At 36.5% G+C, this 14,926-nt stretch carries 15 protein-coding genes; 2 read left to right on the forward strand and 13 right to left on the reverse strand.

Annotation, left to right across the window (positions count from 1 at the left end; genetic code table 11):
• Positions 1–68 precede the first annotated feature (68 nt).
• The 5 genes from queA to rsgA all read right to left on the reverse strand — a co-directional run bounded on the left by queA (position 69) and on the right by rsgA (position 4,193).
• Entirely contained in the window at positions 69–1,118 is a 1,050-nt protein-coding gene (gene queA / locus EXIGUO8A_RS03245; RefSeq protein ID WP_116772470.1) for a tRNA preQ1(34) S-adenosylmethionine ribosyltransferase-isomerase QueA, read from the reverse strand.
• A 79-nt stretch (positions 1,119–1,197) separates the two neighbouring features.
• Entirely contained in the window at positions 1,198–2,427 is a 1,230-nt protein-coding gene (aroA, locus tag EXIGUO8A_RS03250) for a 3-phosphoshikimate 1-carboxyvinyltransferase (protein ID WP_159301906.1), read from the reverse strand.
• Between the two features lie 37 nt (positions 2,428–2,464).
• Entirely contained in the window at positions 2,465–2,791 is a 327-nt protein-coding gene (locus tag EXIGUO8A_RS03255; RefSeq protein WP_116772468.1) for a nucleotide pyrophosphohydrolase, read from the reverse strand.
• Entirely contained in the window at positions 2,791–3,243 is a 453-nt protein-coding gene (gene dtd, locus EXIGUO8A_RS03260; protein WP_159301907.1) for a D-aminoacyl-tRNA deacylase, read from the reverse strand. Before dtd ends, EXIGUO8A_RS03255 begins: the two co-directional genes overlap by 1 nt.
• Positions 3,240–4,193 carry a ribosome small subunit-dependent GTPase A gene (rsgA, locus tag EXIGUO8A_RS03265; protein WP_159301908.1) on the reverse strand — a complete coding sequence of 318 codons (954 nt, stop codon included), beginning with the start codon at positions 4,191–4,193 and terminating at the stop codon, positions 3,240–3,242. The genes dtd and rsgA overlap by 4 nt, the downstream gene beginning before the upstream one ends.
• Before the next feature lie 107 nt (positions 4,194–4,300).
• Here rsgA and EXIGUO8A_RS03270 point away from each other — a divergent pair, with 107 nt between their 5' ends.
• Both EXIGUO8A_RS03270 and EXIGUO8A_RS03275 read left to right on the forward strand, forming a co-directional pair.
• Positions 4,301–5,113 carry a hypothetical protein gene (locus tag EXIGUO8A_RS03270; protein ID WP_159301909.1) on the forward strand — a complete coding sequence of 271 codons (813 nt, stop codon included), beginning with the start codon at positions 4,301–4,303 and terminating at the stop codon, positions 5,111–5,113.
• Positions 5,114–5,308: 195 nt separating this feature from the next.
• Positions 5,309–5,749, forward strand: a complete 441-nt coding sequence (locus EXIGUO8A_RS03275) for a hypothetical protein (RefSeq protein WP_159301910.1) — start codon at positions 5,309–5,311, stop codon at positions 5,747–5,749.
• Positions 5,750–5,807: 58 nt separating this feature from the next.
• On the opposite strand, the gene EXIGUO8A_RS03280 is transcribed toward EXIGUO8A_RS03275, so the two are convergent.
• The 8 genes from EXIGUO8A_RS03280 to EXIGUO8A_RS03315 all read right to left on the reverse strand — a co-directional run bounded on the left by EXIGUO8A_RS03280 (position 5,808) and on the right by EXIGUO8A_RS03315 (position 14,924).
• Entirely contained in the window at positions 5,808–7,898 is a 2,091-nt protein-coding gene (locus tag EXIGUO8A_RS03280; RefSeq protein WP_159301911.1) for a DUF5723 family protein, read from the reverse strand.
• Positions 7,899–8,052: 154 nt separating this feature from the next.
• Complete coding sequence (locus EXIGUO8A_RS03285) at positions 8,053–9,135, reverse strand: bifunctional 3-deoxy-7-phosphoheptulonate synthase/chorismate mutase type II (RefSeq protein ID WP_116772462.1); 1,083 nt, start codon at positions 9,133–9,135, stop codon at positions 8,053–8,055.
• Between the two features lie 6 nt (positions 9,136–9,141).
• Positions 9,142–10,008 carry a prephenate dehydrogenase gene (locus EXIGUO8A_RS03290; protein ID WP_159301912.1) on the reverse strand — a complete coding sequence of 289 codons (867 nt, stop codon included), beginning with the start codon at positions 10,006–10,008 and terminating at the stop codon, positions 9,142–9,144.
• Positions 10,009–10,012: 4 nt separating this feature from the next.
• Positions 10,013–11,158 carry a pyridoxal phosphate-dependent aminotransferase gene (locus tag EXIGUO8A_RS03295; RefSeq protein ID WP_159301913.1) on the reverse strand — a complete coding sequence of 382 codons (1,146 nt, stop codon included), beginning with the start codon at positions 11,156–11,158 and terminating at the stop codon, positions 10,013–10,015.
• The gene (locus tag EXIGUO8A_RS03300) at positions 11,155–11,982 is read right to left on the reverse strand and encodes a prephenate dehydratase (protein WP_116772459.1); all 828 of its coding nucleotides are present in this window, start codon (positions 11,980–11,982) and stop codon (positions 11,155–11,157) included. The genes EXIGUO8A_RS03295 and EXIGUO8A_RS03300 overlap by 4 nt, the downstream gene beginning before the upstream one ends.
• 273 nt (positions 11,983–12,255) lie before the next feature.
• Complete coding sequence (locus EXIGUO8A_RS03305; protein ID WP_159301914.1) at positions 12,256–12,744, reverse strand: hypothetical protein; 489 nt, start codon at positions 12,742–12,744, stop codon at positions 12,256–12,258.
• Positions 12,745–12,993: 249 nt separating this feature from the next.
• The gene (locus tag EXIGUO8A_RS03310) at positions 12,994–14,112 is read right to left on the reverse strand and encodes a serine hydrolase domain-containing protein (protein ID WP_159301915.1); all 1,119 of its coding nucleotides are present in this window, start codon (positions 14,110–14,112) and stop codon (positions 12,994–12,996) included.
• A complete protein-coding gene (locus EXIGUO8A_RS03315; protein WP_159301916.1) occupies positions 14,109–14,924 on the reverse strand; it encodes a head GIN domain-containing protein in 816 nt (271 codons plus the stop codon). The genes EXIGUO8A_RS03310 and EXIGUO8A_RS03315 overlap by 4 nt, the downstream gene beginning before the upstream one ends.
• Positions 14,925–14,926 lie beyond the last annotated feature (2 nt).

Raw genomic sequence — 14,926 nt, forward strand, 5'->3', positions numbered from 1 at the left:
CGCTTTGTCAACATATGGATAAAGCGGGATTTAAAAATTTTCCTTATTAAATAAGGTGATATATCTACTTATATAATCAACATGGCATCACCATAAGAATAGAACTTATAGCTTTCCAATATTGCTTCTTTATATGCTTTGTTCATTAAATCATGCCCCATAAACGCAGATACCATCATCAATAATGTTGATTTTGGCAAATGGAAATTAGTAATCATGGCATTTGCAATACTGAATTCGTACGGAGGGAAAATGAACTTATTGGTCCAACCTTCATAAGTATTCAACGTTTGTTTAGATGATACCGCACTCTCCAAACCACGCATTGCCGTAGTACCTACTGCACAGATACGACGTTTATTAACTTTGGCATTATTTACGATCTCAGCAGCTTTTTCATCAATGAACATTTCTTCACTATCCATTTTATGCTTAGAAAGATCCTCTACCTCAACTGGGTTGAATGTACCCAAACCTACGTGTAAAGTCAACTCTGCAAAATCTACACCTTTAATTTCTAAACGCTTTAGCAAATGCTTAGAGAAATGCAGACCTGCTGTTGGGGCCGCCACGGCACCTTCATGCTTTGCATATATAGTTTGGTAACGATTTTCATCTTCTGGTTCTACATCTCTTTTTATGTACTTTGGTAAAGGTGTTTCTCCCAACTCCCTTAATTTTCTTCTAAAATCCAAGTATGCACCATCATAAAGAAAACGTAAGGTTCTACCTCTAGAGGTTGTATTATCTATAACCTCTGCCACCAACGTTTCGTCATCACCAAAATACAGCTTGTTACCAATACGTATTTTACGTGCAGGATCAACAAGAACATCCCAAAGACGTTGCTCCTCGTTCAACTCACGTAAAAGAAAAACCTCAATACGAGCTCCTGTTTTTTCCTTGTTACCGTACAAACGGGCAGGGAATACTTTTGTGTTGTTAAGAACCATTACATCACCTTCATCAAAATAGTCGATCATGTCCTTGAACATTCTATGTTCAATTTTTCCGGTATCTCTGTGGATCACCATTAACTTAGACTCATCTCTATTTTCAGATGGATGCTCCGCCAATAATTCTTTAGGAAGCTCAAAATTAAAATTTGATAATTTCATGTAGCTATTATATTTAATGTAGCAAATTGCGGCTGCAAATATACAATCTGCAGATAGGCCTTGTCAAGTAAATCCTTAATTATAATTCCTTTATACCGAAATCTAGTTGTTTTAGATCGTTCCAAAAATCTGGATATGACTTAGATACCACCTCTGCATCATTGATTATTATTGTGGTTTTCATAGCCAAAGGGGCAAAAGCCATTGCCATTCTGTGGTCATTGTATGTATCTATAGCAATATCTTCAAGAATACCTATGGATGGTACAATCGTTAAAGTCTTATCGGTTACAGCAATATTTGCCCCTAATTTGGACAGCTCAGTATTTAAAGCCTCTAAACGATCTGTTTCCTTGATTTTTAATGTATGTAGACCGGTCAAATAACAGCCAACCCCTAAACCAAAACAAGTAACGGCAATAGTTTGAGCAATATCTGGAGCATTAGCTAAATCAAACTCATTCTTAGCGTCTATCTTTTTATCTGTCTTTTTTAAAGTAACCATATTGTTACTAAAGGTTGTCTCCACTCCAAATGCGGTATAAATATTTGCAAGCACGCTATCACCTTGAAGACTTTCTTTTTTATAAGCCGATAATGTAATCTCGGTTCCCGGTGCTGCTAGTGCACAAATACCATAGAAATATGAAGCAGAACTCCAATCAGATTCTACCACCAAAGTTGTTGGCGCTACTTTTGCCTTAGGAGAAACTTTAATAAGGTTACCCTCAAAAGAGGTGGTGACACCGATTTCGTCTAACAGTGCCAAGGTCATTTTTATATAGGGTACCGAGGTAATTTTACCGACCAACTCTAATTCCAGTCCGTTTTCTAAACTTGGCGCAATCAATAATAATGATGAGATATACTGACTACTCACATTCGCAGGTAGACTCACCTTATCTTTTACAATACGCTGTCCTTTAATTTTTATTGGCGGATATCCTTCATCTTGAACATAAGAGATTTCTGCACCTAATGTTTTTAAGGCATCCACTAAAATTTCAATAGGTCTTTCGGTCATTCTTTTAGAACCGGTAAGTACAACTTCTTTTCCTTCTTGAGAGGCAAAGTATCCGGTTAAAAAACGCATGGCGGTACCTGCATGATGTATATCTACAGTACCCTCAGAGATTTTTAATCCTTTTGCCATTACCTGGGCATCATCTGAATTGGAAATGTTCTCAATTTTAATATCAGAAAATAATGCAGCCAATAATAAACTACGGTTAGATTCACTCTTAGAACCTGTTATTGTAATCGTATCGTTAAGCTTTGTATTGGACGGACCTGTCAAGTGAAGTTTCAATGCGTATCGTTTTAAAAATAGAACGACAAATATAAGCCTATTTCAACTTTTTATTGTTGTGATGACGGTCATGATCGCGCTTTGTTTTTAAATCTAACTTTTTATCAAAAGCTTGTTGCAAATCGACACCTGTTTGATTGGCCAAACACAGCACTACAAACACAACATCTGCCAATTCTTCGCCCAGATCTTTGTTCTTATCAGACTCTTTTTCACTCTGCTCACCATAGCGTCTAGCAATAATTCTAGCGACCTCGCCCACTTCTTCTGTTAGCTGTGCCATATTGGTCAACTCATTAAAGTAGCGAACACCATGTTCTTTGATCCATTTATCTACTTCTAGTTGTGCGTTTTCAATATTCATTAATCTTTATTTTTTGTATCTATCAAAATAGTCACCGGACCATCATTTAGCAACTCTACTTTCATATCTGCACCGAATTCCCCAGTCCCTACCTTTTTGCCCATTTTAGATTCTAGAGTGGCAATAAAGGCTTTATATAAAGGAATGGCTACATCTGGTCTTGCCGCCTTAATATACGAAGGTCGATTTCCTTTTTTGGTACTGGCGTGCAAAGTAAACTGACTGACCACTATTGCGTCTCCTTCAGTATCTAAAAGTGAGGTATTCATCACTCCTTCTAAATCATTAAATATTCTAAGGTTGACAATTTTATTCGTAAGCCAATCTATATCTTCTTGTGAATCTTCATTTTCAATACCTAAGAGAATCAACAAACCTTCTTCAATGGCACTTAATTTTTTATCGTTTACCGTTACGCTAGCTTTTGAAACACGTTGTAGTACTACTCTCATTTTTTATCGTCGTGTATATCTACCCTATAATTCTCGTCTTCTCCTTTAATCATCTGCAAATAACTATTATACCTACTCCAGGCGATATCTCCAGATTCCAATGCATCTTTTACCGCACATTTTGGTTCATCTACATGAATACAATTATTGAATTTGCAATCTTGTTTTAATTCAAAAAATTCCGGAAAATAGTCTCCTATTTCTTCCTTTTCCATATCTACAATTCCGAAACCTTTTATACCGGGTGTATCAATGATACGGGCATCAAAACTTAGGTCGAACATTTCTGCAAAGGTTGTGGTATGCTGACCTTGTGCGTGCTGTTGAGAAATTTGTTTTGTCTTAATATCTAAATTGGGCTCTAGGGCATTTACCAGTGTGGACTTACCAACACCGGAATGACCGGAAAACATTGAAGTTTTACCTATCATCATTTCTTTCACCTTATCTACATTCTTACCCGTAGCGGCAGAAATACCTATGCAGGTATACCCAATATTACGATACAGCGCTGCCAAAAATTTAATTTCATCCAATTCTTCGGGTGCATAGGTATCTACTTTATTAAAAAGTAGCACTACCGGTATTTCATATGCTTCTGCAGTAATCAAAAATCGATCTATAAAAACAGGATATGTAGGCGGATTGTTAAGAGTCACCAAAAGAAACACTTGATCTAAATTGGCGGCGATAATATGTGTCTGCTTAGAAAGGTTCACAGACTTGCGTATAATATAATTTTTACGATCTTCAATCTCATTGATAATACCGATGGTATCATCTCCAATAGTCTCAATATCAAAGCGTACCCGATCACCAACCGCTATAGGGTTAGTACTTTTTATACCCTTGATCCTAAACTTACCTTTTATTCTACATTCAAAGAATTCACCATTATCCGCTTTAACAGTGTACCAACTTCCCGTAGATTTATAAACAATTCCTACCATTTACCCTAAAATCCTTCCATTTATACAAAGTAACTGCTTTAAATATAAAAATTAACATAAATTTGAATTTAGAACTATAACAATAGATAATAACCAAAACAACGAAAATGAAATTCCTTAAAAAATCGATGCTATTTTTAGCATTATCAACTTTTACATTTGGCGCCGCTCAAGAAACCATTACCAACGAATCTGTTATTCAAATGGTGGAACTTGGTTTTGACGATTACATGATCATCGATAAAATTAATACATCGGATGTTAAGTTCGATGCGTCTATTACAGCTTTAGGGCAAATGAAAAATGCAGGTGTTTCTTCTGAAGTACTGTCTTTGATAATGGACAAGTCTAAACAGAACACCATGTCTAAAACCGGTATCTATTATACAGATGCCAATGGTGAAGACAAGTTGGTTCAACCAAGTGTTTTTTCGGGATCTAATTCTAACCAAGTGGCACAAAAATTAGTTTCTGGATTGATCAACTCTAAGAAAAAGGCACAATTACCTAAAACACAATCGAACAACGTTATTCGCCAAAGTCAGCCTGAATTCACTTTCATCTTCGACCCTAGCGTAACACAGGTTGATAATATGCAAAACAACCAAGGTGGAGATACAGGTATCTTTAACTGGTGGTTTAGAATGGCAAGCAACCCTAACGAGTTTGTTTTGGTTAAACTTACAGTAAAAGAGAAAAAGAACCTTAGAGAAGTTATTACCGGAAAAAGCAGTTGGATTACCAGCAGCAGCGGTATAGACCCAAAATACGCTCTTAATTTTGCTATCGAGGAAATTGAAGGCAACAAGTTTAAAGTAACTCCAGACACTTTAGAGCCAGGTGAGTATTGCTTTATTTATCAAGGTCAAGTTCCTCAAGGAAGAGAAAACCAATCTGTTTTTGATTTCTCTATTCAATAGAACAAAAACACATATTCTATAATAGGTCCCGATGCTTTTAGTATCGGGACTTTTTTTTGCCTACTGGTTTTCCTGTAGATTTTCTCTCATAGTTTTTTGTGATTTTACGTTGATATAAACCGCATTACTTTGCTTTCTTCATTATACCTTTTACTTTCACTGTGCAAACTTTAATCTTTTAAAAAAACCATCATCATGAAAAAAATCATTTTATTTTTCTTTTTCTCTTGTTTAGCGTCAAGCGCAATAACTGCACAAGAGTTTAAGGTTATTACCAGTGTAGAATCTATTGTACCAAGCGGGTTGGGAAGATCCAGAATTATTGATGCCAATGCCGATAGAGATTACCAAGAGTTTTCATCTACCCAAACCGAGGATGATAATACCAGAAACAAATCTAAACGCAGTGATATTCGAGTGAAGGACTTTGAAGAGACCAAATTGCTCAATTTTTATAATGTAGCAGGTATTCGATTTCAAAACATTGCAGCAAACGATGCCCTTATTTCTTCTAAACTAAGTGATATGGCACAAAACGGATGGGAACTTGTTTTTGTAACTAGTGGTGTTGAAGCAGATGCCGGAAATACTGACGGTCAAGGAATATTCATTACCCGGTACATCTTTAAACGATAAACTAAAACCCATAAAAAAAGCCCGGTAAAAACCGGGCTTTCTATTTTAATCATTTCGACTATTGTGCTAAATTGATTTCCACACGTCTATTCTTTTGTCTACCATCTTTATACATATTGGTAGCTATTGGCTTACTTTCCCCATAACCTATAGCGGTTAATCTAGCCGGCGAAATACCACCATCGATTAAAAATTGTAATACCGCCTGAGCTCTTTTCTCTGATAATTTTTGATTGGTAGCTACAGAACCGATACTATCCGTATGCCCTTCAATAGTGAAATTGGCATTTGGGTATTCATTTAAAATACCGATAATATCTACCAATACTGGCGTAGACTCATCTTTTAGTGTTGATTTACCCGTATTGAACAAAATAGTTTTAGCATATTCGTTCAAAGATTTTTGAACCTCAGCGGTAACTACAGGCTCTGGACAACCGTCATTAGCTACCGTACCCATTTCATCCGGACATTTGTCATCTTTATCAAAAATAGAATCTCCGTCACTATCTGGCCAAGGGCAACCGTTATTTTCTACCGGTCCTGCTTCATCTGGGCATTGATCTTCATTATCTAATAAAGTATCACCATCGGTATCGACCCATGGGCAACCATTGTTCTCTACTGGTCCTGCTTCATCTGGGCATTGATCTTCATTATCCAATACAGAATCTCCGTCCGTATCTCCCCAAGGGCAACCGTTATTTTCTATAGGTCCGGCTTTTTTTGGACAACCGTCTTCTTTATTTGGTATACCATCACCGTCCGAATCTTTTGGCTGACCGTAATATACCGGCACTTTTAAACCTGCATACACATCTGCACCTTGAATTTCATTTTTTGTAAATGTAGAAATCAATGAACCCGACCCAATGTAAAGCGGTCCTGCACGTAAACCTGCGCCAACCTGCAAGCCACTATACTGATAGCTGCTTACCGGTAAATAGAAACTGAACCACTTGCTTTCAAAACGAGGAGTCAACGAAAATACATTTGCTGTTCTTAGATTGTTTTCTCCTGCTGAACGCATTGACAAATCTGTATTAAAATTTAAATAGAAATGATTTTTAATATTCCAATCTGCATTAAAATGAAGCGCTGTTGGCAACCCTGCTTTTAAATCTTCGGTAGCTTGGGTGAACGTATATAAATTTTGAAGGTCATCTGAATCTTCAATATTATCATAATCATCTTGGGTTATGGTATTATTGATATTGTACGTATCTACCAAACTACCCTTATAATTTACAGCACCAATATCGGTAAGCGATAACCCAAACTTAAGCTTGTATTTATTTTTATCTTTCATGACAGATTTTTCTCCGTCAGCACCCGTTACTACGTAATCTTCATAGTCTGGTCTCCACTCATAAACGAAACCTAGATCAAAACCAAACCCGTTTGCATCTGGCACTTCATAATCATAATCTTCAACATCATACTGATCAGCTCTACCATAAATTAGATCTCCTGTAGATTCCAAGGTTCCAATAGTTGAATTATCTGGTAAAGTTGCACCATCGGCATCATAATCTATGGTTACGTTTCTACCTGTTACATATGCGTTACCAAATCCTTTTAAATATTTGAACGTAAGACCACCCTTTAAGAAATGTTCTTCTTTGTTCATTAGTTCTTGTGCGTATGTAATACCCACTTCTGCCCAACCATGACCGGCTGCAAAGAAATCGCCCTCGTTCACTAAAAAGTCTTGACTTTCATCAATACTATCATCAAGGTCGTCTATACTTTCCCCATTAAATTCATTACCCGTTACAAAACTTCTTGCCCTGGTAAAAATGGCGATAGAAGATTTTTTACCAACATTGAACATAAATGACGGACCTAAGACATCTACATTGCCCGAAAAGTTATTATTATCGGATAACGACAACATAGCGTCATCATCATACTCAAAATCGCTGGAAACCAAATCTGAAAACCCAATACCTACATAATCATTAGCAAGAAAACCACTTGCACCTATTAAATTGATATCAGTCTTAAAACGAGAATCAGCAATGTTCGCAGGGTTAGATATTACACTGTTAACACCACTGTAGTTATCTGTTAAATAGCCTAAATAAGATTGGGCCTTTACCGATACCGAGGCAATCAACATAATGGTAACTAATACTACTTTCTTCATACTTTTTGTTTGGTTAAATTGGTTCTTTAGTCCCCTAACGGTTCACAATTAGGGTTATTGCTTAAATGTGATATTTTTCTTACTTATTAAAAATTAGACATAAAAAAACATCCGCATATTACGGATGTTTTATGTTTATAAAGTTAAGCTAACCTTAAGCGTTCACTATCTTCTCTTGGTGGTTAATAGACTCTTGGTGAATAGCCTTGAACATACGAAGAACGAACTCTTCGCTAAGTCCTTTACTTTCCCCTTCTAAAATCATAGCACCTAGAATTTGATTCCATCTGTTCGATTGTAGCACGGCAACGTTCTTTTGCTTTTTAAGCTCACCGATACTATCTGAAACTTTCATTCTTTTACCTAGAGTCTCGATCAATTGGTTATCAATAACATCAATCTGTGCCCTAAGGTTACTTAATTGAGAATTGTATTCAGCTTCTGGATCACTTTCTTTTCTAATTTTAAGGTCTCTCATGATCTGAACCAATTTATCTGGAGTAACCTGTTGTGCGGCATCACTCCAAGCATTATCCGGATCATGGTGAGTTTCGATCATCAGTCCGTCGAAATTAAGATCTAAAGCGGTCTGAGAAACATCAAAGATCATATCTCTCTTACCTGTAATATGCGATGGATCGTTAATTAATGGTAAATCTGGAAATCTATTCTGGAACTCGATCGCCATTTGCCATTCCGGTATATTTCTATACTTGGTTTTCTCATACGTAGAGAACCCTCTATGAATTGCCCCTAACTTTTTAATACCTGCAGTATGCAATCTCTCTATACCTCCTAACCATAAAGCTAAATCTGGATTTACAGGATTCTTCACCAATACAATTTTATCAGTACCTTCAAGAGCATCTGCTAATTCTTGCATAATGAACGGACTAACAGTTGATCTTGCTCCAATCCACAACAAATCTACATCATGTTCTAAAGCTAATTCTACATGTGCACGGTTAGCCACCTCTGTAGCAGTTTTCATACCTGTTTCCGCCTTTACTTTTTGAAGCCATTTAAGCCCCAAAGCTCCTACACCTTCAAAATTTCCTGGGCGAGTACGGGGTTTCCAAATACCTGCTCTGTAATAATTTACATCGGTATCTTTTAGGGAGTGTGCTATACCTAACACTTGCTCCTCGGTTTCCGCACTACATGGCCCTGCTATTACTAGTGGATGGTCAAGGTTTAAATCATCCAACCATGTTCTCATTTGTTTTGAATTTTCCATTTTTACTTATTCTATTTCTTGTTTAACGGTATTTCTTTTTAATATTCCTTTGATCTTATTCGTATTATTCATTTCATTATAAATGCCCTCGTAATCATCTTTCAGCAGCAATTCTTTAAACGCCGTAAGATTCTGTATGTACTCTTCTAAAGTTTCTACTACATTCTCTTTATTCTGTTTGAAAATAGGGGTCCACATAGCTGGTGAACTTTTTGCCAAACGCACCGTACTTTCAAATCCACTACCCGCCATATCAAAAATATCGCGCTCGTTCTTTTCTTTCTCTATCACCGTTTTACCCAACATAAACGAACTTATGTGCGATAAGTGAGATACGTAAGCTATGTGCTTATCGTGAGCAACAGGGTTCATATATCTTATACGCATACCTATTGCCTGAAAAACCTTTAATGCCCTTTCTTGAAGCTTAAAGGCAGTTAACTCTACCTCACAAATAATATTGGTCTTGTCTTTGAACAAATCATGTATTGCCGCTGACGGACCAGAAAACTCTGTACCGGCAATTGGGTGACACGCCAAAAAGTTTCTTCTCTTAGGATGATTCTCCAATACCTTGCAGATCATTGATTTGGTTGAACCCACATCAAAAACCACACAATCTTCATGAACGGCATCCAATATTTTCGGAAGCTCGGTAACCATAACATCTACCGGTATACTTACAATGACCATATCTGCCAATTGTAAATCTTTATAGGTGGCTTTTTGATCTATAATGCCCAAGGACAATGCCTCTTCCAAATTTGATGCATTGGATTCTATACCATACACGGTAACATTGTCAAAAGCGGACTTTATATCCTTTGCCAAAGAACCTCCTATTAAACCGATACCTATTACAAATACATTCATCACACTAAAATCTTGCGATTGCTTCTTTTATTTTTTCTTCTGAAATACATAGCGAAAAGCGAATATAGCCTTCACCGTTACTACCAAATATGGTTCCTGGTGTAATGAACAAATCTTTATTGTACAATATGTTATCTATAAAATCTTCTGATGCAGCGCTACCTTCCGGTAATTTTGCCCAAACGAACATACCTACAGCTTTACGATCATACGTACAGCCTAATAAATCTGCCAACTGATAGATTAACTCTCTACGGGCACCATATACTTTGGTCAATTCTTCAAACCAATCATCACTACTTTCAAGTGCTGCAATGGCTCCCTTTTGTATACCGTAGAACATGCCGCTATCCATATTACTTTTCACCTTTAAAATAGCATTGATATGATCTTCGCTACCCAAAACAAAACCAACACGCCAACCTGCCATGTTAAATGTTTTGCTCAATGAATTAAGCTCTAAACAAACCTCTTTTGCATTAGGTATACTTAATATACTTGCCGGTTCAGCATTTAAGACAAAACTATAAGGATTGTCATTTACCAAAAGTATTTCATGCTTTTGAGCAAATGCCACCATCTTTACAAACTGTTCTTTTGTAGCCGTAGCACCAGTTGGCATATGTGGGTAACTTAACCACATGACCTTTACTTTAGATAAATCTTGCTTTGCCAGTTCTTCTAAATCTGGAAACCATCCATTTTCTTCGGTCAGATCATAATATGTAGGTACTGCACCTACCAATTTCGTAACCGATGTATATGTAGGGTAACCAGGGTTTGGAATTAAAACCTCATCGCCTTCATTTAAAAATGCAAGGCTAATATGCATAATACCCTCTTTTGAGCCCATTAAGGGTAAAATCTCGGTATTTGGGTCAGCATCAACACTGAATTTCTTCTTATAGAAATCTGCGATAGCTGCTCTCAACTGTGGCAAACCTTGGTAGCTTTGGTATTGGTGGGCACCATTTTCGTGTACAGAATTCTGTATAGCTTTCAATACTTCTGGGGACGGAGTAAGATCAGGGCTACCAATACCCATATTTATAATAGGCTTACCTTCTGCCATTAACCCGCGTACTTCTCTCAACTTTTTTGAGAAATAGTATTCCTGTACGGTATTTAACCTTTCAGCGGTACGAATCATTGTCTTACATTTTTATATTCACCCAAAATCTTAAAGTCCTCTGCCATGATGTTCAATAGACTTTTAGCCTTTGTAAAATCTGCATAATCAGCAAAAGTAACATCCACAAAAAATGCATATTTCCATGGTGTTTCTATTACTGGCAACGATTGTATTTTGGTTAAATTCAATCTACAATCGCTCATAACATTAAGCACTGCCGCTAAACTTCCCCTTTTATGGTCGGTTAAAAACCGTAAAGAAGCCTTGCTTATTTCTGCCTGGGGCAACGCATCGTTTTTTGTTTTTACAATGATAAAACGCGTAGCATTATTTTGAATGGTTTGTATGTCGTTCGCTACGATGTCCAACCCATATAATTCTGCAGCTACATTTGGTGCAATGGCAGCTACATGCTTTAATTTTTGCTCTTGTATACGCTTTGCCGTTTCTGCCGTATCAACATCTTCCACGAGTTTAATGTGCGGATATTGCCTAAAATATTCCTTACACTGCAACAATGCCATGGGGTGAGAACTTACTTCGGTAATATCTTCGATTTTCTGCCCTTTCAACACCATTAAATTATGATGGATGTTCAAGTAATATTCCCCAATGATATGCAGGTTGTTATGATTCACCAAGGCATAATTTGGGATAATGGATCCTGCAATGGAATTTTCAATAGCCATAACGCCTTGGTCCGCTTCTTTAGACAACAACTTATCTACCAAAGCATCAAAAGAAAGGCATTCTATTAATTCTATATCATCACCAAAGCAATCTTTTGCTACTTGGTGGTGATTACTGCCCTTTATTCCTTGTATGGCTATTTTTAGACTCACTTTACTCAGTTTTAATCAAAAAAAAAGTTCCGACGTATATCGGAACTTAGATTCTATTTTATGTTTAAAATATACTACAACAGTCCCGTACCTCTTTTAAAAAAGAAGTAAAAATAAAAACCGTTCCAGAAATATTGTTTTGTCATTGTTCTTGTAATCTTTGGCTAAAGTAGTAATTATATTTAAATATGGCTGTTTTGGACTTTATTTTTTTATAAAATTCAATTTCTATTTCAAAAACTGAAGGTTTTGTGTTAAAATTATGTCTATGGTCTACCACCTGAGTGCCAACCCAAGCCCATTAGAATTTCCTACAGGAACCAATCTAAATGTGGTGGTTTTATCAAATTGTTTATTGTAAGTTAATATAGCTCGCTTTCTAGAATTATTGGCGCTGTTTAAATATATAACTCCCACTATTGCACCTACTAAACCTCCCGCTAGCGGACCAATAGCATTTTTTGCCCTATCCCGATTTGTTAAGGTCGGGTCATCATTTAATAATTCAGTTGTTGCCCAAAAAACACCTACAAATTCACCTGCCAAAGCAATTCCTGCAACCACATCTTTTGTATTTGCCTTTTTCCAATGTGCATAAACTTCTTCATTTTTTGAAAAAATACTTTTTACTTCTTTCCTTGTAATTTCCTTATCATCTTGATAATACTCCATACCCCACATAGTATGAAAGGCTGTAATTTCTTGGGCAGAAACATTTACAGCTATTGTTAACAATATAATTAAACAACATTTTAACCTCATAACATTTACTTTAAATTTGATAATCTTAATAGCGTTAAAAATTTATTTTAATTGTGTGTTGGACTGATAATTAAAAGGAATAGACCATGAAAACTCTTTTACATCACCTAATTTTTTTGTGACCACTAAAGTATTATTGCCCTTCTTAAACAGCTCTTTATCTATAAAACCTATGATACCAAACTGCTCTGAAACGGCATGATCTTTCTTTAAATCTAAAAAACATTAAATCACTAAGAATCAACCTCATCAAAAAAAAAAGTCAATTACAACATCTAGGTCCTCTTGTATTTTGGGGTCGGTACTATTTACAAGAATTGAAAACACCAGTTGCTCTTTTGGATACACAAAAAAATTGGAGTAACCACCTACACCACTACCTACATGCCCAAAGAACTTCCGTCCCTTAGCATCTTCACTCACCTGCCAACCTAAACCGTAGTAGGTAGAATTACCATTTACTTGTTGTGCGGTTAAAAATTGATTTAAGATAGCACCATCGATAGCAACTTTCTTATCCAAAAATGCTTGTCCGAATTTTGCAACATCTTCTGATGTAGAAAGATAACCACCACCTGCCAACTTGTAAAAATTATCGACAGAAACAGCCTTTCTAAACCCCGTTACCCCTTTTGTATAAAATGTGGTTACCTGGTTTTGTTCTTTTAATACAGCTATATCATTGACCTCAATACCAGCTCCTTTAAAATCATCATCCAAATGACGTTCAGGACAGAATGTATGATGCATCCCTAACGGATTCAAAACTGTTTTTTGAACATATTCCTCAAAGGGGATTCCGCTTGCTTCTTGCATTGCCGCGGAAATCATTACCCAATCAAAGCTATTATACAGGTAGTCGGTACCTGGTTTAAAAACCAATGGGTCATTCTCCAAAATAGACAAACTGTCCTTTATTGCCAAAGGTTCGTTCAAAGCAAATTCCTTACCCTTATACACGCGAATACCTGCGGTGTGACTTGCCAATTGGCGAATAGTGAAATCCCACTTTTTCTTGGGGTATTTAGGCAAATAGGTATAGAAAGATTCGTCTAATGAGATTACTCCTTCCTGAACCATATGCGCCAGTGCTGTAGCCGCAATAGGTTTTGATACACTTGCAATTCTAAAAATCGAATTTTTAGGGTCTACATATTGTTTTTTATCAATATCCGTATACCCATAGCCTTTTTGAAAAATGGTTTTCCCCTCTTTTAAAACCGTAATTGCCAATCCTGGAAATTTATCACTGGTGAACATATCTTGCAAAAGGGCATCCGCTTTCACTAATCCCATTAAAGTAGGGTCATCATCCAACACCCGTTTGGTTGCGAATACATTTTTAAGATATTTTAAAATGGGATTCATTCCACAAAAATCAATCGTCCGTTATACAATTCTTCTACTTCTACTGTTGCCGGTCGGTTATAACTTTGCAAATCGCCAGTACCTCTTAATACACCAGTAAGACTTTGTTGCGGATTCACTAAAATATCATTTGAACCTCTATGGTTTATAGTTACCCGTTCAGCAACTAACTCTTCTGCCTCTATTCTAGAATCGCCTGCTGCAATACTAACACTAAAGCTTTCGGCTGTTCCTCTTAATTTAAAATAAGCAATACCGTTTACTGTTAAACTCAATGTTTCTACCGCTAAGTCCAAATCAAATTCTCCATCCGTAGTTTCAGCTTCGGGATTCGTAAAACTTTCCGACAAGAGACTTAAGCTTTCAAAAGCCAAAACGCCATCGCTTCGAATAGGAAATCCTGTACTGCTGCGAATACTAGTTAAATTTGGCGTTGTTACGTATACGGTAGTCGTAGCATAATCTCGTACATAATTACAATCGTTCGTATCGGTCAACAATAAACGACCATCTTCTACAACAGCTGAAACCTCATTTCTAAGATTTTCACCGGTTTCTATTTCTACTTTTTGGGTGTCTCCTTGTTTTATAACCAAAGTCACATTTTCAAATACGGTAATGGTAGTAAAATCGGCTACCATAACCTCTTCTCGTATTATATCACCCGTACTCTGAAAACAATCGAAAGAATTTTCTGAATCGCAGGAAATACATATGAACAACAAAACTAACATAGAAGATAAGGTCAAAAGTCTTTGCCCACCACCTATCGATTTAAAGTCTATTTTCTGTTTTCTATTTTCTAACCTCATAT

It is taken from the genome of Maribacter litoralis, from assembly GCF_902506355.1.
Taxonomy (GTDB): domain Bacteria; phylum Bacteroidota; class Bacteroidia; order Flavobacteriales; family Flavobacteriaceae; genus Maribacter; species Maribacter litoralis.